This window comes from Ramlibacter sp. P4_H7 (genome assembly GCF_056400765.1).
The window spans coordinates 34659-55338 of sequence record NZ_JBFUKP010000004.1 but is presented as its reverse complement, the minus strand read 5'-3'; the positions used below and the strand labels follow the sequence as shown (position 1 = coordinate 55338).

Annotated in this window: 18 protein-coding genes and 1 pseudogene; 11 read left to right on the top strand and 8 right to left on the bottom strand. The window is 67.9% G+C overall.

Annotated elements, in window-relative coordinates:
- Nucleotides 1-8 precede the first annotated feature (8 nt).
- The 3 genes and pseudogenes from AC1DSA_RS07260 to AC1DSA_RS07250 all read right to left on the bottom strand — a co-directional run.
- Nucleotides 9-1007 (bottom strand): Bug family tripartite tricarboxylate transporter substrate binding protein, encoded by a 999-nt coding sequence (locus AC1DSA_RS07260; RefSeq protein WP_477887544.1) that lies wholly within the window; start codon nucleotides 1005-1007, stop codon nucleotides 9-11.
- 54 nt (nucleotides 1008-1061) lie between these two features.
- Nucleotides 1062-1856 (bottom strand): ABC transporter substrate-binding protein, encoded by a 795-nt coding sequence (locus tag AC1DSA_RS07255; RefSeq protein ID WP_477887542.1) that lies wholly within the window; start codon nucleotides 1854-1856, stop codon nucleotides 1062-1064.
- 44 nt (nucleotides 1857-1900) lie between these two features.
- Nucleotides 1901-2212: pseudogene (locus AC1DSA_RS07250) on the bottom strand (MBL fold metallo-hydrolase); the annotation flags it as partial.
- A gap of 174 nt (nucleotides 2213-2386) precedes the next feature.
- Between AC1DSA_RS07250 and AC1DSA_RS07245 the strand changes: the two are divergent.
- From AC1DSA_RS07245 to AC1DSA_RS07230, 4 genes are all read left to right on the top strand, one after another.
- Nucleotides 2387-3055 (top strand): heparan-alpha-glucosaminide N-acetyltransferase, encoded by a 669-nt coding sequence (locus AC1DSA_RS07245; RefSeq protein ID WP_477888034.1) that lies wholly within the window; start codon nucleotides 2387-2389, stop codon nucleotides 3053-3055.
- 102 nt (nucleotides 3056-3157) lie between these two features.
- Nucleotides 3158-5581, top strand: coding sequence for a catalase (locus AC1DSA_RS07240; protein WP_477887540.1), 2424 nt, complete (start codon nucleotides 3158-3160; stop codon nucleotides 5579-5581).
- A 30-nt stretch (nucleotides 5582-5611) separates the two neighbouring features.
- Complete coding sequence (locus AC1DSA_RS07235; RefSeq protein ID WP_477887538.1) at nucleotides 5612-6085, top strand: hemerythrin domain-containing protein; 474 nt, start codon at nucleotides 5612-5614, stop codon at nucleotides 6083-6085.
- 281 nt (nucleotides 6086-6366) lie between these two features.
- Nucleotides 6367-8145 (top strand): PKD domain-containing protein, encoded by a 1779-nt coding sequence (locus tag AC1DSA_RS07230; RefSeq protein ID WP_477887536.1) that lies wholly within the window; start codon nucleotides 6367-6369, stop codon nucleotides 8143-8145.
- A gap of 135 nt (nucleotides 8146-8280) precedes the next feature.
- Here the strand turns inward: AC1DSA_RS07230 and AC1DSA_RS07225 are convergent, their stop codons facing one another.
- The 5 genes from AC1DSA_RS07225 to AC1DSA_RS07205 are packed head-to-tail and all read right to left on the bottom strand — an operon-like array spanning nucleotide 8281 to nucleotide 11840.
- Nucleotides 8281-9060 carry a peptidylprolyl isomerase gene (locus AC1DSA_RS07225; RefSeq protein ID WP_477887534.1) on the bottom strand — a complete coding sequence of 260 codons (780 nt, stop codon included), beginning with the start codon at nucleotides 9058-9060 and terminating at the stop codon, nucleotides 8281-8283.
- Between the two features lie 35 nt (nucleotides 9061-9095).
- Nucleotides 9096-9374, bottom strand: coding sequence for a BolA family protein (locus AC1DSA_RS07220; protein ID WP_477887532.1), 279 nt, complete (start codon nucleotides 9372-9374; stop codon nucleotides 9096-9098).
- Entirely contained in the window at nucleotides 9371-9925 is a 555-nt protein-coding gene (locus tag AC1DSA_RS07215) for a septation protein A (RefSeq protein ID WP_477887530.1), read from the bottom strand. Before AC1DSA_RS07215 ends, AC1DSA_RS07220 begins: the two co-directional genes overlap by 4 nt.
- Nucleotides 9925-10350, bottom strand: coding sequence for a peptide-methionine (R)-S-oxide reductase MsrB (gene msrB, locus AC1DSA_RS07210; RefSeq protein ID WP_477887528.1), 426 nt, complete (start codon nucleotides 10348-10350; stop codon nucleotides 9925-9927). The genes AC1DSA_RS07215 and msrB overlap by 1 nt, the downstream gene beginning before the upstream one ends.
- On the bottom strand, nucleotides 10347-11840 hold the full coding sequence (locus AC1DSA_RS07205; RefSeq protein WP_477887526.1) for a protein adenylyltransferase SelO: 1494 nt from the start codon (nucleotides 11838-11840) through the stop codon (nucleotides 10347-10349). The genes msrB and AC1DSA_RS07205 overlap by 4 nt, the downstream gene beginning before the upstream one ends.
- A 125-nt stretch (nucleotides 11841-11965) precedes the next feature.
- Between AC1DSA_RS07205 and AC1DSA_RS07200 the strand changes: the two genes are divergently transcribed.
- The 7 genes from AC1DSA_RS07200 (at nucleotide 11966) to AC1DSA_RS07170 (ending at nucleotide 20621) form a co-directional block, all read left to right on the top strand.
- Nucleotides 11966-12283, top strand: coding sequence for a hypothetical protein (locus tag AC1DSA_RS07200; RefSeq protein ID WP_477887524.1), 318 nt, complete (start codon nucleotides 11966-11968; stop codon nucleotides 12281-12283).
- Complete coding sequence (locus AC1DSA_RS07195) at nucleotides 12280-12681, top strand: N-acyl amino acid synthase FeeM domain-containing protein (protein ID WP_477887522.1); 402 nt, start codon at nucleotides 12280-12282, stop codon at nucleotides 12679-12681. Before AC1DSA_RS07200 ends, AC1DSA_RS07195 begins: the two co-directional genes overlap by 4 nt.
- An 8-nt stretch (nucleotides 12682-12689) precedes the next feature.
- On the top strand, nucleotides 12690-15215 hold the full coding sequence (locus AC1DSA_RS07190) for an ATP-binding response regulator (protein WP_477887520.1): 2526 nt from the start codon (nucleotides 12690-12692) through the stop codon (nucleotides 15213-15215).
- A gap of 7 nt (nucleotides 15216-15222) precedes the next feature.
- A complete protein-coding gene (locus tag AC1DSA_RS07185) occupies nucleotides 15223-16392 on the top strand; it encodes a hybrid sensor histidine kinase/response regulator (protein ID WP_477887518.1) in 1170 nt (389 codons plus the stop codon).
- A 136-nt stretch (nucleotides 16393-16528) separates the two neighbouring features.
- Nucleotides 16529-18172: a 3-(methylthio)propionyl-CoA ligase gene (locus AC1DSA_RS07180; protein ID WP_477887516.1), complete on the top strand. Its 1644-nt coding sequence runs from the start codon at nucleotides 16529-16531 to the stop codon at nucleotides 18170-18172.
- Nucleotides 18173-18331: 159 nt separating this feature from the next.
- Nucleotides 18332-19567 carry a branched-chain amino acid ABC transporter substrate-binding protein gene (locus AC1DSA_RS07175; protein ID WP_477887514.1) on the top strand — a complete coding sequence of 412 codons (1236 nt, stop codon included), beginning with the start codon at nucleotides 18332-18334 and terminating at the stop codon, nucleotides 19565-19567.
- Nucleotides 19568-19673: 106 nt separating this feature from the next.
- A complete protein-coding gene (locus tag AC1DSA_RS07170) occupies nucleotides 19674-20621 on the top strand; it encodes a branched-chain amino acid ABC transporter permease (RefSeq protein ID WP_477887512.1) in 948 nt (315 codons plus the stop codon).
- Nucleotides 20622-20680: the final 59 nt, after the last annotated feature.

Genomic DNA, 20680 nt, shown 5'->3' with positions numbered 1-20680 from the left:
GTGCTTTCCTATTCCAGCTTCACCTTGGCCCGCGTCACGGCCTGGCCCCAGGTGCGGAATTCCTGGTCGACCACGCTGGCGAATTCGTCGGCCGGCGTGTAGCGCAGCTCCACCCCCTGGTCCTGCAGGCGCTGGCGCAGCTCGGCGGAATCGAGCGCGGTGCGCACCGCCTTCGCCAGCGCGGCCAGTGCCTGCGGCGGGGTGCCCTTGGGCGCCATCAGTCCGAACACGTTGTCGGCGGCGAAGCCCGTGAGGCCGCTTTCGGCCACGGTCGGCACGTCGGGCAGCATGGCCATGCGCTTGCTCGAAGCCACCGCCAGCACGCGCAGGCGACCGGACTTCACGTGCGGCATGGAGGCCGGGATGCTGTCGAACATCATGCTGGAGCTGCCCGCCATCAGGTCGGGCAGGGCCTGCGAGCTGCCCTTGTACGGGATGTGCACGATGTCGACGCCGGCCGCGCCCTTGAACAGTTCCGACTCCAGGTGCGACAAGGTGCCCGGACCCTGCGAGGCGAAGTTGTGCTTGCCGGGCGCCGACTTCAGCAGGGCGACGAGCTGGCCGACGTTCTGTACCGGCAGCGACGCCGGCACGACCAGCATGTGCGGAACGATGGCGACGCCGGCCACCGGCACGAAGTCCTTCTGCAGGTGCGCCTGCTGCGGCGGATAGGCCGCGGCGGCGATGGCGGCGTTGGTCACGGCCGCCATGTAGAGCGTGTAGCCGTCGGCGGGCGCCTTGGCCGCCGCCAGCAGCCCGATGTTGCCGCCGGCGCCGGGCCGGTTCTCGATGACGATGGTCTGGCCCAGGGCCTTGCCCATCTCCTGGCTCACGGCGCGCGCCAGGATGTCGGTGGCGCCCGCGGGCGGGAAGGACAGCACCAGCTGGATGGGCTTGTCCGGATACTCGGCGCGCGCGCCGAATGCAGCCAGTCCGAGCAGCAACGCGGTGCCGAGGTGGCGCAGGGCGGATGCGCGCGCCGTGGGGAAGGGCAGTCGGATGTTCATGGCTTCCTCGTCAGGATGGGATGCCCGCGTCGTGCAATGTCCATGCCACGCCGCTCAGGACCTTGGCGCGACGGCGGCTCCCTCGATGCGATGGCGCTGCAGGGCGGCGGCGACGAAGCCGCTCGCCTTCATCTCCTCGATGTACGCGGACAACCAGGCCTGCGCCGCGGAGCGGCCCTTGGGCACGCCCATGGCCTGCTGGATCACCATGAAGCGCCCGGGCAGCAGGCGCAGGCCGGCCACGCGCTTCGCATCGGCTTCGAGCTGCTGCTTCACGCCCGCGGCCACGTCGAGGTTCTGCGCCAGGAACAGGTCGGTCACCTCGGGCGAGGTCGGCGCGCGCACCAGCGTGGCGGACTTCAGCTCGCGCGTGAGGAACAGGTCGTAGGCGCTGCCGCGGCCCACCATCACGCGGGTGCCGGGGCGGTCGACCTCCTCGTTGCGCTGGAGCGGCGAAGCGCTGCGCACCAGGTAGGCCCCCTCGATGATCACGTAGGGCGCCGTGTACTCCATGTCCGCGGCGCGCACGGGATCGATGGCGACGAAGGCCAGGTCGACCTTCCGGGCCTTCACCGCTTCCACCACGTTGCCCGCGGAGTTGAACGTCACCAGCTCCACCGGCAGGCCCAGGCGGCGTCCGGCCTCCTGCGCCAGGTCCACCGACACGCCGCGCGGCTGCCCGCCTTCGCCGCGGGTGGCGAGGATGGGATTGCCGAAGTTGATGGCCGCGCGCAGGGCGCCGGTCGAGCCGAGCTCCGAGCGTGCCGCGGCGGACGAGGCGGCCGGGCTGCTCGCGCAGCCGGCCAGGGCCGCCGCGCCGGCCGCGCAGAAGGTGCGTCGCGTGAACATCAGAAGTCGTACTTCTGGCCCGGCTCGGGCACCAGGATCACGGGGTGGTCGAAGTGCGCGTGCGTGACCAGGATCAGGTCCACCTTGCCGAGCGCGGACAACTGCTTCCAGTTGGCCGGCGTCTTGGGATTGGAGGTGAGCCAGGGGTCGATCATGATCACCTTGCCGCCCGGCGTCGTGATGCGCACACTGGCCTGGCCCAGCCACAGCACCTCTGTCTTGCCGGCCGCGCGCGGCGTCCCGCCGGCTTGCGCCTGCAGCGCGGTGGCAGGCGCGGTGGACCGCATTCCGGGGGTGGTGCAACCGGCCAGCGCCAGCGCGGCTGCCGCGAACATCAGGGAACGGAGTCGGCTCATGACATCTCCTCGTTGTTGGCATGCCAACCGGCTGGCCGGCATCGCGCGATTGGACCGAAGCAGCACCGCGTCGTCAATCGGGCTCGCCACTACACTCGCCCCGTGCCCGCAACGCCGACCGACCGCCGCCGCTTCGACCGCATCGACGCCCTGCGCGGGGTCGCCATCGTGTGGATGACGGCGTTCCATTTCTTCTTCGACCTCAACCACTACGGCTGGATCCACGAGAACTTCCTGCTCGACCCGTTCTGGACGCGGCAGCGCACGGCGATCGTCAGCCTGTTCCTGTTCTGCGCGGGCCTGGGCCAGGCGGTGGCGCACGCCCAGGGCCAGGGCTGGCCGCGTTTCTGGCGGCGCTGGGCGCAGGTCGCCGGTTGCGCGCTGCTGGTCACGGCCGGATCGTTGTTCATGTTTCCCGCCAGCTTCATCTACTTTGGCGTGCTGCACGGCATCGCCGTGATGCTCATCCTGGTGCGGCTCACCGCAGGGTGGGGGCGGTGGTTGTGGTTCGCCGGCGCGGTGGCGATCCTGCTGCCGCTGGCGGCCGGGCCCCTGCACGAGGCCGTGGGCCACCTGCGGCTGCTCGACGAGCGCTGGCTGAACTGGATCGGCTTCGTGTCCCGGAAGCCCGTGACGCAGGACTACGTCCCGGTGCTGCCCTGGCTGGGCGTGATGTGGTGGGGCATGGCTGCGGGACAGTGGATGCTGCGCGCGCGCCCGGCGTTCGTGCAGGGCGTGATCCCGCGGGCGCCGGCACCGCTGGCATGGATGGGCCGCTGGAGCCTCAGCTGGTACATGCTGCACCAGCCCTTGCTCATCGGCGCGATGCTATTGGTCCGATAGCCGAAGGCCGACACATCGTCGGCTTGCGCCTACAAGGGCGTTTATTCCCTGCGCTTACCTTGGGGGCCGGCAATCCCGCCGGATCCACTGTCTGCCTCCCCCATGCCCAAGATGCCCAAGGCCAACCCGCCGAAGAAGACTGCCGCGAAGTCGGCCGCCCGCAATACCGACAGTGGCCCCGCTCACATCGCCCCGGCTGCGCCCAACGACCTGGCGGCGCGACAGCAGGCCGAAACGCAGGCGATGGTGGCCGCCATGCCCCACAACGAAAACAAGGCGGAAGAGCACGGCTTCGACAACGGGGTGAATCCGCCGCCGGGCCATGCCGTCGAAGCACCTTCGCGACTGGTCGGCGCCAGCACGCTGTCCGAGGAGAACAGCAGCGACAAGGTCGGCACCGCCGCACTGGACGGCCTGAACGCGACCACGGAATCGCTGGACCGCGTGCGGGTGGATTCCAGCGGCCGCACCCTCACGACCAACCAGGGCGTGGCCGTGTCGGACAACCAGAATTCGCTGAAGTACGGCGTGCGCGGCCCGGTGCTGCTGGAAGACTTCGTCCTGCGGGAGAAGATCACCCACTTCGACCACGAGCGCATCCCCGAGCGCATCGTGCATGCCCGCGGGTCCGGCGCGCACGGCTTCTTCGAGTGCTACCAGCCGCTGACCCACCTGACCCGGGCCGCGCCGTTCCGCGAGGCGGGCAAGCGCACGCCGGTGTTCGTGCGCTTCTCCACCGTCGCGGGCGAGCGGGGCTCCAAGGACACGGCTCGCGACGTGCGCGGCTTCGCCGTCAAGTTCTACAGCGACGAGGGCAACTGGGACCTGGTGGGCAACAACATGCCGGTGTTCTTCATCCAGGACGCGATGAAGTTCCCGGACCTGGTGCACGCAGTGAAGCCCGAGCCGCACCACCAGATGCCGCAGGCCGCCAGCGCGCACGACACCTTCTGGGACTTCGTGTCGCTGATGCCCGAGTCCACGCACATGCTGATGTGGGTGATGTCCGACCGCGCGATCCCCCGCAGCTTCGCGACCATGCAGGGCTTTGGCGTGCACACCTTCCGGCTGGTCAACGAGCAGGGCGACTCGGTGTTCTGCAAGTTCCACTGGAATCCCGTGGCCGGCACGCACTCGCTGGTGTGGGACGAGGCGGTGAAGATTTCCGGCGCCGATCCCGACTACCACCGGCGCGACCTGTGGGAGCGCATCGAGGCCGGCAACTACCCCGAGTACGAGCTGGGCCTGCAGGTCTTCACCGAGGAGCAGGCGGAGCGCTTCAGCTTCGACATCCTCGACGCGACCAAGATCGTTCCCGAGGAACTGGTGCCCATCACGCCGGTGGGGCGCATGGTGTTGAACCGCAACCCCGACAACTTCTTCGCCGAGACCGAGCAGGTGGCCTTCTGCACGGCGCAGGTGATCCCGGGCATCGATTTCTCCAACGACCCGCTGCTTGCAGGGCGCATCCACTCCTACGCCGACACGCAGATCTCGCGGCTGGGCGGCCCCAACTTCCATGAGCTGCCGATCAACGCGCCCCTCGTGCAGGTGCACAACAACCAGCGCGACGGCATGCACCGCCAGGCAATCCACCGCGGGCGCGTGTCCTATGAGCCGAACTCGCTGGCGGGCGGCTGTCCGTTCCAGGCCGGTGCGGCGCAGGGCTTCGTGACGGTGCCGGCGCGCATCCGCGCCGAGGAGGAGCAGGGCAAGGTGCGCGCCAAGCCGGAGAAGTTCGCCGACCACTACACCCAGGCCCGCCTGTTCTACGAGAGCCAGACGCCGGTGGAGCAGGGCCACATCGCCAACGCCTTCCGCTTCGAGCTGAGCAAGCTGACCGTGCCGGCGATCCGCGAGCGCATGGTGGCCTCGCTGCGCAATGCGTCGGAGGAACTGGCGAAGAAGGTTGCGGACGGCCTGGGCATGCGGCTACCGGCGCCGCTGCCGCGGGCGTTGCCCGATCCGCAGAAGCCTGAGGTGAAGAAGTCGCCGGCCCTGTCGCTGCTGTTCCGCCCCGGGGACGGTTCGATCAGGGGTCGCAAGGTGGCGCTGCTGGTCGCCCCGGGTGTCGCCGGCGAAGCGATCGAGCGCCTGCAGGCCGCCCTGGCGGAACAGGGCGCGGTCGGCCGTCTCGTGGGCCCGCGCATCGGGCCGATGCCCACCGCCGGCGGCGGCACGATCGAAGCCGACGCCTCGCTCGAGAACGAGCCCGGCTTCCTGTTCGATGGCCTCGTGCTGCCGGATGGAGACGAGGCCGTGGCCGCGCTGGCGCAGGACGGACACACCGGGGAATTCATCCGGGACCAGTTCCGCCACTGCAAGACCATCCTGGTGCTGGGCGCCTCGCGCCAGCTGCTCACGCATGCCGGCGTGCCGCTGGCCATGGACAAGAGCCTGGCCCAGGGCGGCACCGGACTGGTCGTCGTGGACGGCGACCAGTCGGTGGCCGGCATCACCGCCTTCCTGCAGGCGCTGGGCAAGCACCGCCACTTCGGCCGCGAGATGGACCCGCCACTGGCCTGAATCCAACCCTTTTCAGAAAGACAAACCGACATGAACGAACCAGCCGACAAGGATGCCTGCGACCTGCTCGATGCCGACCACATCGCGGTCAAGCACCTGTTCGTCGAATACGCGCGCCTGGCCATGGCCGACCCCGGCTCGGCCGGAGCGCGCCGGGCGCTGGCGGACCGGATCTGCAGCGAGCTGACCGTGCACGCGCAGATCGAGGAGGAGATCTTCTATCCGGCGCTGCGGCAGGCAGTCGGCGCCGCGGCCCTGCTGGACGAAGCGAAGGCCGAACACCAGCAGGCGAAAGCGCTGATCGCCCGCATCGAGGGCCTGGGCCAGGCGGACGTCACGCTGGACGACCTGGTCAGCCAACTGGCGCGGGCCATCGAACACCACGTGAAGGAGGAGCGGGACCAGCTGTTTCCCAAGGCACGCTCGACACCGGCTCTCGATCTCGTGGCGCTGGGCGCGCAGCTGAAGGAGCGGCAGCAGGAACTGCAGGCGCAGACGGCCTGACGACAAAGGAAAAGCGGCCACAGCGCCGCTTTTTTTGGAGCCGCCCGGTCCGGGCCCGGAACGCTCGCTCGACCTTCGCGCTCTTGCGGATGGCCTCGTGCAGCCCGACGGGGACACGCTCGAGCAGGCTGCGCCGCGAACATTGATGCGGCTCAAACATGGCACCCACCAAGGGTCTAGCCTGACGGTCGGTGCATGCGGCTCGCCGCTGCGAGCTTGGCACGCGCTTTACTCCCCGGGGGTGCATCATGAGAAACAGCGGCCGGTTCCTCCCGGTTTTCGTGGCTGGCGTTCTGACAGCCTGCGGCGGCGGTGGCAGTGATGACGCGGCCATCAACGCACCGGCGGCCCAGCAGGGGGCGCAACTCCTCAAAGCCGCCCTGTCGTCGGCACCCAGCCTGGTGGCGCCCGTGTACGCGCTGGAGTTCGTCGGCACGGCCGCCAGTGGCTTTGACCTCAACGATGCGGGCGACGTGGTCGGCAAGTCCTATCCGGATCCCGGTTGCGGGCCGTTCTGCCTGCCGCCGCAGGAGGCGGTCGTCTGGAAGGGCGGCAAGCGCATCGTGCTGCCGCCGGTGCCGGGGTTCGACGGCAGCAGCCAGTATCCGCGCTTCATCAACAACCTCGGACTGATCGCCGGGGTGGCGGGCTTCATCGGCAGCAGCACCCACGCGGCGCTGTGGAAGCCCAGCGGCGACAGCTATGCCGTCCAGGACCTCGGCCTGTTCCCCGGCACGTCCAGCGTCGACGTGTTCGGGCTGGATGACCAGGGCCGTCTGGTCGGCTGGGCCACGCTCGGTGGCGCGATCCCGACGATCGCATTGCCTTTCATGTGGTCGCAGCCGACCGGCATGGTGGACCTGAAGGTGCAGGGTTATCCGAACGAGCGGCCGGCAGCGATGAGCCGCGGCGGCAAGGTCGTGACCTGGGGGTCGTGGTACCAGCTCGGTGATCCGGCCAGCGCCGTGCCCCTGCCGGCGCCGCCGCAAGGCTTCGTCGGCGCGGGATCCAACGGCAGCGCGATCAACGACGCGGGCGACCAGGCCCATTTCCTCGTTTCCACCAGCACGCAGAACCTCGTGTACCCGTTCCGGCTCTCCGCCGGCGGCGGCTGGCAGCAGATCTCGAACGCGGGGACCGGGCGCCTGTCGCGCTGGAGCATGGGGTCCATCAATGCGGCGCAGGACGTGACTTTCACGGCGCTCGGCACCGCGATGGTTGCGCCGGGTCCGGCCGGTACGGCGCAGTCCCTGGCTTCCCGCATGTCGCCCGCGTACCCGGGCGCCACGGTCGGCGTCGCCGGTCCCATGAACGCTGCAGGCCAGATCCTGGCGCAGGTGATGATCGGCCGCAGCCAGCGCCTCGTCAAACTGACGCCGGCGCGCGCCTGTACGGTCGATTGCCTCGTGAGCCGCGCCCTGGCAGTGACGGCCCAATTCGTGCAGGACCCTGCGCTTCCCGGCAGCTGTGTGCAAGGCGGCAAGATGTACAACCTCGCCTCCGCGTCCGTCACGATCACCGGCGAAACGGGAGTGCCGCTTGCGAACGTGCAGGTCAGCGGGCGATTCCTCGATGACTACTGGACCAACCAGCCGGTCACCGGCACCACGGATGCATCCGGCGTGGTCCGATGGAGCTACCGCGGCCCCTGCGGGGTGGGCGCCATCGCCTTCCTCGTGGACGACGCGACGCTCGGCGCGCGCACCCTGGACCGCACGCAGGGCACGCTCACCGGGTACGTGATTCCGGGCACGACCGGTGCACCGCCCCCGCCGCCGGATCCGGGGCCCAACCCGGTGCTGAACCAGCCACCCGTCGCGGCGCCCAGCGTGACCTGCACGGCCGGCAGCACCTGCACGTTCTCGGGCAGCGGCTCCCAGGATCCCGACGGCAGGATCACGGCCTATCGCTGGACCGCGAACAACGGCACGGTGTGGTCGACCCAGGCCGTGTTCACCAGGACGTTCAGCAAGGCCGGCAAGGAGTCGGTGACGCTTCAGGTGACCGACGACGGCGGCCTGAGCGCATCGAAGAAGGTGACGTTCACCGTGTTGCGGTGAGCACGGATCCCGTCACCACCAGGGTGGAGGCAGGAACCGGGGAACGCCAACAAGAAAGCGGCCCGTGCGGGCCGCTTTTCTTGGATCCCCGCAGCGGCGGGGACAGGATGCGCCGCGCGCTTGCGCGCGCCGGCCTCACTCGATCTTGGCGTTCTTGCGCAGGTTCTCCTGGAACTGCGCCAGCTTCTGCTGCTGCAGCTGCTGGGCGATCTGCGGCTTGACGTCCTCGAACTTGGGCAGCTGCGCCTCGCGCACGTCGTCGACGCGGATCACGTGCCAGCCGAACTGCGACTTCACGGGCGCCTGGGTCGTCTCGCCCTTCTTCAGCTTGATCATGGCCTCGGCGAACTCCGGCACGTAGCTGCTCGGCGTGGCCCAGTCGAGGTCGCCGCCGTTGGCGCCGGATCCCGGGTCCTTGGACTGCTTCTTGGCGATGTCCTCGAACTTCTGGCCCTTCTTGAGGTCGCCGATGATCTTCTTGGCGTCCTCTTCCTTTTCCACCAGGATGTGGCGCGCCTTGTATTCCTTGCCGCCGTTGGCCGCGGCGAACTTGTCGTACTCCGCCTTGATCTCGGCGTCGGTGACGGGATTGGTCTTCTGGTAGTCGGCGAACAGCTCGCGGATCAGGATGGTCTGGCGGGCCAGTTCCATCTGCGCCTTGTAGTCGTCGCTGGCGTCCAGGCCGCGCTTCTGCGCTTCCTGCATGAAGATCTCGCGGGCGATCACTTCGTCCTTCAGCTGGCCCTGCATCTCGGGGGTGACCGGGCGGCCGGCCTTGGCCAGCTGCTGCGACAGCATGTCCAGGCGCGCCTTGGGCACGGGCTTGCCGTTGACGATGGCGACGTTCTGGGCGAAGGCAGGCAAGGCGATGCCGAGGGCGGCCGCGGTGAACGCGGTCAGGAGGACTTTCTTCATGGGATTTCCCTTGGGAGCGGAAGCGGAATCGGGTTTCAGAGCGTTTCGATCGCCAGGGCGTGCACGCCATGGTCGCGGTCGATGAAGTCGCGCAGGGCATCATACACAAGGCGATGACGCGCCACTTTGGGGCGCCCTTCGAACAGCGGCGAGGCGATCCGCACCCGGAAATGGGTGCCCACCCCGGTGCCGTCCTGGCCCGCGTGGCCCAGGTGGGCCGCGCTCTCGTCCAGCACTTCCAGCTGCGTCGGCGAGAGGCGTTCCTGCAGGCGCTCGCGCAGCGCCTGCGCGGTGATCCCGGTGCCCGTGCTCACGAGTCGCGCGCCCCGGCTTCCTTGGTGTCCTTCATGTGACGGCTCAGGTACAGCGCCTGCGCCACCACGAACAGCGCCATCAGGCCCAGGCCGCCGAACAGCTTGAAGTTGACCCAGGTGTCGGTATCGAAGTTGAACGCCACCCAGAGGTTCAGCACGCCCATGACGCCGAAGAAGGCCACCCAGCTCCAGTTCATGGCGCGCCAGGCGGGCTCGGGCAGGACCAGTTGCGACCCCATCAGCGACTTCAGCAGGTTCTTGCGGAAGAACAGCAGGCCGCCGGCGAGCGCGCCGCCCATCATCCAGTACAGCACCGTCGGCTTCCATTTGATGAAGGTCTCGTCGTGGGCCAGGATGGTGGCGCCGCCGAAGACGACGATGATGCCCAGGCTCAGCCACTGCATCGGTTCCACCTTGCCGGTGGAGTAGCGGAACCAGGCGATCTGCGCCACGGTCGCCGCGATGGCGACGCCGGTCGCGACGTAGATGCCCCAGAGCTTGAACGCCACGAAGAAGAGGGCGATCGGGAAGAAATCGAGCAGCAGTTTCATCAGGTCTTCTTGCCTTCCGGCTGGAAGTCCAGCGAGGCGGAGTTCATGCAGTAGCGCAGTCCGGTATCGGTCGGGCCGTCGGGAAAGACGTGGCCCAGGTGGGCACCGCATTGTGCACACACCGTCTCGGTGCGGACCATGCCGTGGCTGACGTCGCGGATCTCGCGGATCGCTCCGGGCACCGCCTGGGAGAAGCTCGGCCAGCCGCAGCCCGCGTCGAACTTGGTGTCCGAGTCGAACAGCTTGGCGCCGCAGCAGACGCAGTGGTAGCTGCCGTCGGCCCACACGCGCTCGTACTTGCCGGTGAAGGGGCGCTCGGTGGCGGCTTGGCGGGTGACCTGGTAGGCGCCGGGTTCCGCGCCCTTGTCGGCGAGGAGGGCCTTCCATTCGGCGTCGGTCTTGCGGATCGGGAAGTCCTGGTTCATGAAGAGCAGCTGATCTCGATGTGGGTGGCCCAGTCGGGCGGGAAGCCGGCCTTGTCCTCGTGCCCCGGGTGTTCGTCGAATGGGGCGTGGACCAGGCTCAGCAGGGCTTCGACCTCGGAAAAGTCTCCAAGTTTCGCCTGCCGGATGGCCAGTTCGCACAAATGGTTGCGCAGCACGAACTTCGGGTTGGCCTGCAGCATGCGCTCGCCGGCGGCGGCACGCGCGTCAGGCAGCCGCGCTTCATAGTGTGGGAGCCAGGCGTCGAAGGCGTCCCGGTCCGGGAACAGGTCGCGCACCTCGCTGGCCGGCGCCGTGCCGGCCACGAAGCGCGACAGCCGGCGCCAGAAGATGGGGTAGTCGACGGCGCCGGCGGCCAGCAGCTGGAGGGTGCCCTCGACCAGCTCGCGGTCGCCGGGGCGTTCATCCGCCAGGCCCAGCTTGGCGCGCATGCGGCCTTCCAGCTCGCGCGGGAACACGGTCTTGTACGACTCCAGCGCCGCCAAGGCCACCTCCTGGTCCCCGATCAGCGGAAGCAGGGCCTGCCCGAGGCAGAACAGGTTCCAGTACGCGACGTTCGGCTGGCGGTTGTAGGCGTAGCGGCCCGTGTCGTCGCTGTGGTTGCAGATGTGGGTCGGCACGAAGGCATCGAGGAACTGGAACGGGCCGTAGTCGATGGTGAGGCCCAGGATGCTCATGTTGTCGGTGTTCATCACCCCATGGCAGAAGCCCACCGCCTGCCATTGCGCAACCATCGCCGCCGTGCGCTCGCTCACCTGTTCCAGCAGCGCGGCATAGGGATTGCCGGCGAGCCGATCGCCGCCGCGGCAGTGCGGATAGAAGGTGTCGATCACGTAGTCGGCCAGCTCGCGCAGTTCGCCGTGCTGGCCACGGGCGGAGAAGTGTTCGAAGTGACCGAAGCGCACGAAGCTGGGCGCCACCCGCGTCACCACGGCGGCCGTCTCCACCTCCTCGCGGCGCACCGGCTGCGGCGAACCGGTGACCACCAGCGCGCGGGTGGTGGGGATGCCCAGTCCGTGCATGGCTTCCGACGCCAGGTACTCCCGGATGCTGGAGCGCAGCACCGCGCGTCCATCGCCCATGCGCGAGTAGGGCGTGCGCCCCGCGCCCTTGAGCTGCAATTCCTGCACGCCCGCCGGCGTCGCTATGCCCCCGAGCAGGATCGCCCGACCGTCCCCCAGCTGGCCGGCCCAGACGCCGAACTGGTGGCCGCTGTAGACGCTGGCCAGCGGGCGGCTGCCTGAGATAGGGACATTCCCGGAGAAGGCGGCGACGCCCGGCTCGCCCGCCAGCAGCTCCGGTGACAGGCCCAGCTCGGCAGCAAGCGGGCGATTGAGCGAGACGAGATGGGGCGAGGGCAGCGGTGTCGGCCACAGCTCCGTGGAGAAGGCGCTTCCCAGCTGCGCGAAGCCGGCCTGCCAGGCGGGCCCCAGTTCCAGGGCCGCCGGGGCCTGCGCGATGGCTTGATCCATGCGGCATTGTCCGCCCGCACCTCAAGCCCGGGGGGTCTTAGGGGAATGGCTTACTGGCAGGGCGGCGGGGAGCGCTTGGATAATCGCTTGGCAGAGCTTAAGACCAATGACAGGGGGAGTACTCGATGAGCGATTTTTCGGGCCTGGAACAATCCTTCACCTTGCAGGCGATGTCGCCGCTGCTCGATGATGCATTTCTTTCCGGCAGCATCCAGCGGACGCCAACGCTGCGCACGCGCTCCTTTGACCTGCGCCTGGATGAGATCGAGTTCCGACGCCTGCATGCCGCCGACGAAATCGCCGACATCCAGAAGCTCCGCGCCGAGATCCAGTTACCGGGGGCGGCCTTGGCCGACCCCCGTTTCATGACCCGCGAAAAAAAAGAGACCGGGAGGGGGTTGTCGGTGCATTCGAATGGAGGGACGATTTCATCGGGACGATGAGGTTCCTGCCACTTGGCAAGGGGCTCAGCCCGGTGGAGGAGCTCTTGCGTGAACGTGGTCACGGCGACCAGGCAGTCGCCGGCAACTGGGAATTTGGACGGTTGGTGCTCGATCCGCGCTACCGCTCCGGTCCCGAACTCCTTGAACGATGCGTGTTCCTGGCGGTCTCCCACCTGGTCCTCCAGCATGACTGCGGCTATGCGTTCGCCTCCTGCACACCGGCCCTGAGCCGTCTCTACCGCCGCTTCGGCTTCTCGGTTGTCAGCAACGATGTGCGGGTGCCCGGCGAAGAGAAGCCGTATCACCTCATCCGCGCCGCGATCTCGGACGTCTTGGAGGCCGCCGCGTCGACGGACACGGAACGGGCACTGGTCCATACCCTCACCGTCACCGCGTGAGGCCCGCCATGAAGCTTTCCTCCGTCTTCGCGCCTTTCAAAGCGCTGTACAGCCACTACCAGACGTACCACGGCCATGGCCGGCCCTTGCTGAAGTACATCGGCATCATTGGCGCCCTCACGTACATCACCTTCTACCTGGTCCGGTTCACGCGCCCGAATCCGCGGCCCTTCGACGACCTGGCCCTGCGGCTGGTGGTCGTCATCCTGTTCCTCCTGCTCGCCGCCAGGGACCACTGGCCGGACAATCTCAGGAAGTTCTACCTGCCGTATTCGTACGGTGCGTTGATCTTCTGCATGCCGTTCTTCAACGTGTACTTTTCGCTGGAACGCGGCGGCGGCATCCCGGCGATGTCGAACTGTTTCATCGCCCTCAGCTTCCTGGTGATGCTGACCGACTGGCGCAACACGATCGCCATGCTGGCCATCGGCATCGCGTCGGCCAGCACGATCTTCTTCGGACTGCATCCTGGCGGTCGTTGGCCTCCTGACCTCATCGCCCAGATTCCCGCTTACCTGATCATCCTGATCGGGGGCGGCGCCTTCAAGCTTTCCGAAAAGCAGATCGACAGCGAAAAGTCGCGGCTCGCCGCTGCGCTCGCCGGCTCCATCGCGCACGAGATGCGCAATCCGCTCGGACGCATCCAGCACGCGATGGAGCGGATCCAGGGCGTGCTTGCGCCCCGTCGTTCGCGCGGGTTGGAGCAGCCCATGACGGCCGAGCAGACGGACGCCCTGTACCGCCACCTTGCCGACAGCGAATTGGCGGTGCGCCGCGGATTGCAGGTGATCTCGATGACCCTCGACGGGGTCGCGGGCAAGGCGATGGACCCTTCCGCCTTCCGTTACCTGTCCGCGGCGGACGTGGTGCAGCAGGCGGTGGAGGAATACAGCTACGACACCGACGAGCGTCGCGACCGGGTCAGCGTCGACGTGAAGCAGGACTTCCTGTTCCGTGGCGACGAGACGGCCTACCTGTTCGTGCTGTTCAACCTGGTCAAGAACGCTCTCTACTATGCGGCCAGTTGCCCCCGCACCCAGGTCACCATCAGCGTGGGCGATCACAAGGTGACGGTGCGGGACACCGGCCCGGGCATCCCGCCGGACGTCCTGCCCGGCTTGTTCGAGCCGTTCCGCTCCGTCGGCAAGACCGGCGGCACCGGCCTCGGCCTCGCCTACTGCAAGCGAGTGATGAACGTGTTTGGCGGCAGCATCGACTGCGATTCCAGGTTGGGTGAGTACACCGAGTTCACCATGCGCTTCCCGGTGCTCGGCGCGGAGCAGGAAGAAAAGTACCGGATGGATGCCATTGCGCAAGCGCGCACCGCGCTGGCCGGAAAGCGGGTTCTGATCGTGGAAGACGATCCGGTGCAGTGCATGGCGACCCGCCTGAAGCTCGCTCCCCTGGCGATCACCACCGAGATCGAGGATGCGGCAGATGGCCAGTCCGCACTGGGGCTGCTGGCGGCGCGCAAGTTCGACATCGTCTTGCTGGACCTGTACATGCCGGGCCTGGATGGCTATGCCGTCGCGGAGAAGATCCGGCGTGGCGGCGGCCCGAACCAGGACGTGCACATCGTCGCCTATTCGAGCGAACCGGCCAGCCTGGCGCGGACGCGTGCGCTCAAGAGCGGCATGGACGCTTTCGTCGGAAAGCCCAGCGGTCAGCTCTCTCTGCTGGGCGCCATGCAGAAGGTCATGCAGCAGCCCTTCGCGTCCAGCGGCGACATCGGTGCCCGGCTCGCCGGGCGCCGCATCCTGGTCGCCGACGACAGCGCGTTCAACCGGAAGGCCATCGCCGCCTACCTGCGCAACGCTGCGGCGATCGTGATCGAGGTTGAGCATGGGGCGGCGGTGCTGGACCAGCTGCGCGCCCAGGAAGGCATCCACGCGGTCATCGTGGACCTGCACATGCCCGGCATGGACGGCCTGGAAACTGCGCGCGCGATTCGCAGCGCGCGCGAGCCGTGGTCGGGGGTTCCGGTGATTGCGCTCACGGCGCGTTCTGACGAGCCCGCGGTTGCCGCGGCCACCGCCGCCGGCATGAACGGCTTCCTGGTGAAGCCGGTGGATGCGCTGGTGCTGTACGACACGCTCGCCCGCCTCACCAGCGGCGGGTTCGGCATGACGCCAGCTCCGGAGTCGGCGCGGTCGCGCGAACCCGGCGCCCCCGCGCAGGGCGGCCTGCTCAATCTCCAGCGGCTGGAAAGCTACAAGCGCCTGGGCATGCTGGACGAGCTGCTGAACGACTACGTGCCGGAAATGGCGCGGCTGGTCGACACCCTGCGCCAGGCGGTTGACAACAGCGACGTGCAGGGCAGCATCGATGCGCTGCATTCGCTGCTGGGCATGAGTGGCGAGGCCGGCGCCCAGGCGCTCTACCAGCAGGTGCGCAAGCTGTACGTGCCGCTGCTGGAGCAGGGCGAGTGGCCGGCGGGCACGACCTGGCTGCCCCAGCTGCAGGACCTTGCCCTGCAGACGGGGGAAGCGTTGAAGGCATACTGCGCGGCGCAGTCCCGTTCCAACGCCAGCTGAAGTTCCCATGCAGGTTCCCGATCTTTCCGGAGAGGCTCCCTCCGTCCTGTTCGTGGACGACGAACAGACCTCCCGCAAGTGGTTCGCCCGGGAGTTCGGGGACGAATTCCGCGTGGTGACGGCCGGCGGCGCCGATGAGGCCCTGGCCATCCTCGGCGAACGCAGCTCCGAATTCGGCGTGCTGGTCACCGACTACCGGATGCCCGAGCGCGACGGCATGAAGCTGCTGCGCGCCGTGCAGCGCGACTTCCGCCACGTGGTCCGGCTGCTCGCCACCGCCTATGCCGAGAAGGACGTCGCGATCGCGGCGGTCAACCAGGGCAAGGTGCTGCGCATCCTGGAAAAGCCGCTCGACGGCGAGGCCACGCGCGAAGCCCTGCGCGAGGCCCTGGCCATGTTCCGGGCGCAGGCGCTCGAGCGGGTGGTCAACGAAGGCCGCGTCGCCGCGCTGCGCGAGGCGCTGGGCTTCCTCGCCCACGAACTGAACACGCCGCTGGCCACCGTGCGCGGCTACGTGAGCTCGGTGGGCGCGCGCTACATCCCGCCCGGTCCCGATACGCCCCCCGGCTTGGCGCAGTTCCGCGAGGACCATCCGGGCGAGCTGGTGACCGCGCTGGAGCGCGCCGAGCGGCGCGCGCTGTACTGCCAGTCGCTGGTCTCCACCTTCGTGCAGTCGGCGCGCGACGCCTATCCCGACGCCGTGCCGCAGTCGATCACGGCCAGCAGCCTGGTGGAGGCCCTGCTGGACGAGTTCCCGTTCGAGGAGGGCGAGCGTGCCGGCGTGACGCTGGACGTGCGCCATGACTTCCGCCTGCCCGGACGGCGCGACCTGCTGTACCTCGTGTTGTGCACGCTCGCCAAGAACGCACTGCTGGCCCTGCGCGGGCGGCCCGAGCCGCGGCTGTGGCTGGAAGTGGATTCCGCACCCGAGGCGCCGCAGGGGCGGCGCGCCTGGATCCGGGTGCGGGACAACGGGCCCGGCATCCCGCCCGAGGTGCTGGGCAAGCTCACGCGCGAGCCGGTCACCACGCGTGCCCAGTCCGGCGGCAGCGGCATGGGCCTCATGTTCTGCCAGCGCGTGATGCAGGCCATCAGCGGCTCCATCGAAGTGCACTCCACTCTGGAGGACGGCACGATGGTGACCCTCTTTTTCCAGCCGCAGGCGATCCTGCGCTGATCCGCCCCGGTCGGCTGCGCCGGGCGTTCGCCCCGGCATCGCAGTAACGCAAGCGTCAGCCTCGCACAAGCCGCGCGCCGCGGCGGGTTTACGATATCCGCCGTCGCAAACGAATTGATTCCCCCGAGGAGACACCATGCTGGGACTGATGCAAAACCAACCGCTGCTGATTTCGGCGCTCATCGAGCACGCCGAGCGGCACCATGGCGACGGTGAGATCGTCTCGCGTCGGGTCGAGGGAGACATCCACCGCTACCGGTGGCGCGACGTCGCCGCGCGCGCGCGGCAGATCGCCAATGCGCTCGACGGCATGCAGTTGCTGTTCTCCGACCGCGTCGCCACGCTGGCCTGGAACGGCTACCGCCACCTGGAGCTGTACTTCGGCGTGAGCGGGTCGGGCCGGGTGCTGCACACCATCAACCCGCGCCTGCACCCGGAGCAGATCGCCTGGATCGCCAACCATGCGGAAGACCAGGTGCTGTGCTTCGACATGACCTTCCTGCCGCTGGTGCAGGCGGTGCACGCGAAATGCCCCACCATCAAGCAGTACGTCGCGCTGTGCGATGCGGACAAGCTGCCCAAGGACAGCGGCATTCCGAACCTCGTCGCCTACGAGTCCTGGATCGGCGGCCAGCCGACCACCTACCAGTGGCCCAGCTTCGACGAGAACTCCGCCTCCAGCATGTGCTACACGAGCGGCACCACGGGCAACCCGAAGGCGGCGCTCTACAGCCACCGCTCCACGACGCTGCACGCCTACGCCGCGGCGCTGCCCGACGTCATGTGCCTGTCCGCCCGCGACGCGGTGCTGCCGGTGGTCCCCATGTTCCACGTCAACGCCTGGGGCATTCCTTACTCGGCGGCGCTCACCGGCTGCAAGCTGGTGTTCCCGGGCGGCGCCATGGACGGCAAGTCGATCTACGAACTGATCGAACAGGAGCAGGTCACCTACGCGGCGGGCGTTCCCACGGTCTGGCAGATGCTGCTGGGCCACATGAAGCCGGGCGGCCTGCGCTTCTCCTCGCTCAAGCGCACGGTGATCGGCGGCTCCGCCTGCCCGCCGGCGATGATCGACGCCTTCCGCGAGGAGTACGGCGTCGAGGTGCTGCATGCCTGGGGCATGACCGAGATGAGCCCGCTGGGAACGCTCTGCACGCTGAAGAACAAGCACCTGAAGCAGTCGCCCGAGGAGCAGATGAAGATCCGCCTGAAGCAGGGACGCGCGATCTTCGGGGTCGACATGAAGATCGTCGGCGACGACGGCGAAGAACTGGCGTGGGACGGCAAGGCCTTCGGCGACCTGTACGTGAAGGGGCCGTGGGTCGTGCGCGAATACTTCAAGGGCGAGGGCGGCGACCCGCTGGTGCAGGACAAGCATGGCGTGGCCTGGTTCCCCACCGGCGACGTGGCCACGATCGACGCCGACGGCTACATGCAGATCACCGACCGCAGCAAGGACGTGATCAAGTCCGGCGGCGAGTGGATCAGCTCGATCGACATCGAGAACATCGCGATGGCGCATCCCGCGATCCAGATGGCCGCGTGCGTGGGCATGCGGCATCCCAAGTGGGACGAGCGTCCGATCGTCGCCGTGGTGAAGAAAGCCGGCGCGGAGGTGACGAAGGAGGATCTGCTCAAGTTCTACGAGGGCAAGATCGCCAAGTGGCAGATCCCGGACGACGTGGTGTTCGTCGAGAGCATTCCGTTGGGCGCCACCGGCAAGATGCTGAAGACGCGGCTGCGCGAGCAGTTGAAGGACTACCGGCTGCCGACCACTTGACGCAGGACAAGAAGTCGCCCGCCGCGGAGGGCCGCGGCGGCGCGCATCGCGTCCTGTCGCCTGAGTGATAAGCGAGGGCGGTCTTAGGGGCAATCCCTGACCGTTGCACCGCACAAAAACTTGTACCCTGCGCGCTGTCGGATCACCAGGAGACAGACAATGAACCACACGATCAAGATCGTTGCCGTCGCGGCCATGGTCATCGCCTCGGGCGCCGCCTTCGCGCAGAAGGGCGAGACCGTGAAGATCGCCTTCATGGACCCGCTGTCGGGCCCCTTCGCCAACGTCGGCCAGAACCAGCTCAAGAGCTGGCAGTTCGCCGCCGAGAAGCTGTCCACCAGGAATCCCGCCGGCGTGAAGTTCGAGGTCGTGGGCTTCGACAACAAGGGCTCGCCGCAGGAAAGCCTGAACACGCTCAAGGCCGCCATCGACCAGGGCTTCCGCTACGTCACGCAGGGCAACGGCTCCGGTGCCGCGACCGCCATCCTCGACGCGGTGGCCAAGCACAACGAGCGCAATCCGGGCAAGGAACTCGTCTACCTGAATTACGCCGCGGTGGATCCCGCCCTCACCAACGAGAAGTGCGACTACTGGCACTTCCGCCTCGATGCTGACACCTCGATGAAGATGGAGGCGCTGACCTCCTTCATGAAGGACCAGCCCAAGGTCAAGAGCGTCTTCCTGATCAACCAGAACTACTCGCACGGCCAGCAGGTCGCCAAGTACTTCAAGGACGCCATCGCCCGCAAGCGCCCCGACGTCAAGATCGTCGGCGAGGACCTGCACCCGATCGGGCAGGTCAAGGACTTCGCGCCCTACGTCGCCAAGATCAAGCAGTCCGGCGCGGACACCATCGTCACCGGCAACTGGGGCCAGGACCTGACGCTGCTGGTGAAGGCGCTGAACGACGCGGGCCTGAAGATCCCGATGTACACCTACTACGCCGGCGTGACCGGCACGCCGACGGCGCTGGCCGCCGGCGGCGACAGCGAGGTCTACGTGGTCGCCTACGGCCACGCCAACCACACCGGCGAACTGGGCCAGATGGGCGCCGAGTTCCACAAGAAGTTCAATGACGACTACTACACCTACGCCACCTACAACGGCATCTCGCTGCTGTCGGCGGCGATGGCCAAGGCGCAGTCCACCAACCCGGTGAAGGTCGCCAAGGCGATGGAAGGCCTGACCGTCAAGAGCTTCGCCGGCGACGTGACGATGCGCGCGTCCGACCACCAGTTGCAGCAGACGATGTACATCACCAAGTGGCAGAAGGCCAAGAAGGGCGAGTACAGCGTGGAGAACACCGGCTACACCTTCGTGCCGATCAAGCAGATGGACCCCTACGTCTCGAGCACGCCGACCAGCTGCCAGATGAAGCGTCCGTCCGCGGGCTGACGCGCAGGCGACGGTCCGGAGCCGGGACGCCAGCGTCCCGGCTTTTTTTTGGGTGCCGCACCCGTCAGAATGCGGACACACGAGAACGAAGGAAGAGAACACGCGGATGGAGTTCTTCACCATATCGCTGCTGAACGGCATCAGCTACGGGCTGCTGCTGTTCATGCTCAGTTCCGGCCTCACGCTGATCTTCAGCATGATGGGCGTGCTCAATTTCGCGCACGCCAGTTTCTACATGCTGGGAGCGTATTTCGCATACAGCGTTTCGCAGCTGGTCGGCTTCTTCCCGGCGCTGTTCGTCGCACCGCTCGTGGTGGGCGGGCTCGGCGCGCTGTTCGAGAAGTACGCGCTACGCCGGGTGCACAAGTTCGGCCACGTGCCCGAGCTGCTGATCACCTTCGGCCTGTCCTTCATCATCCTGGAGATGGTGCAGCTGGTGTGGGGCACGAGTTCGGCCGACTACCGGGTGCCCGCCGCCCTGGGCGGTCCGCTCTTCACGCTCTACGGCACGCAGTTCCCGCTGTACCGCGGTTTCATGATGCTGGTGGCCGTGCTGATGCTGATCGCGATCTGGCTGCTGCTTACGCGCACGCGCATCGGGCTGGTGATCCAGGCGGCCCTGACGCACCCGGACACGGTCGAAGCCCTGGGCCACAACGTCCCGCGCGTGTTCATGATGGTGTTCGGCGGTGGCGCCGCCCTCGCCGGGCTGGCTGGCGTGATCGGCGGCAATGCCTTCGTCACCGAACCCGGCATGGCCGCGACCGTCGGCTCCGTCATCTTCGTGGTGGTGGTCGTGGGCGGCATGGGCTCGCTGGCCGGCGCCTTCGTCGCCTCCCTGCTGATCGGGATCATCCAGACCTTCGCCGTGGGCGTGGACGCGTCGCTCATGGGTGCGGTGCAGACCTTCGGCCTCACCGTCACGCCCCAGACCTTCGGCTACCCGCTGTGGAAACTCAAGATCTCGCAGATCGCCCCGATCCTGCCCTACCTGTTCCTGGTGCTGATCCTGATCTTCCGGCCCAAGGGCCTGCTCGGAACGCGGGAGGGCTGAAGTGAGCACCTTGTCGAACATCGAGCCCGGCTCCGAAGCCGAACGCGAGAACCGGCGCG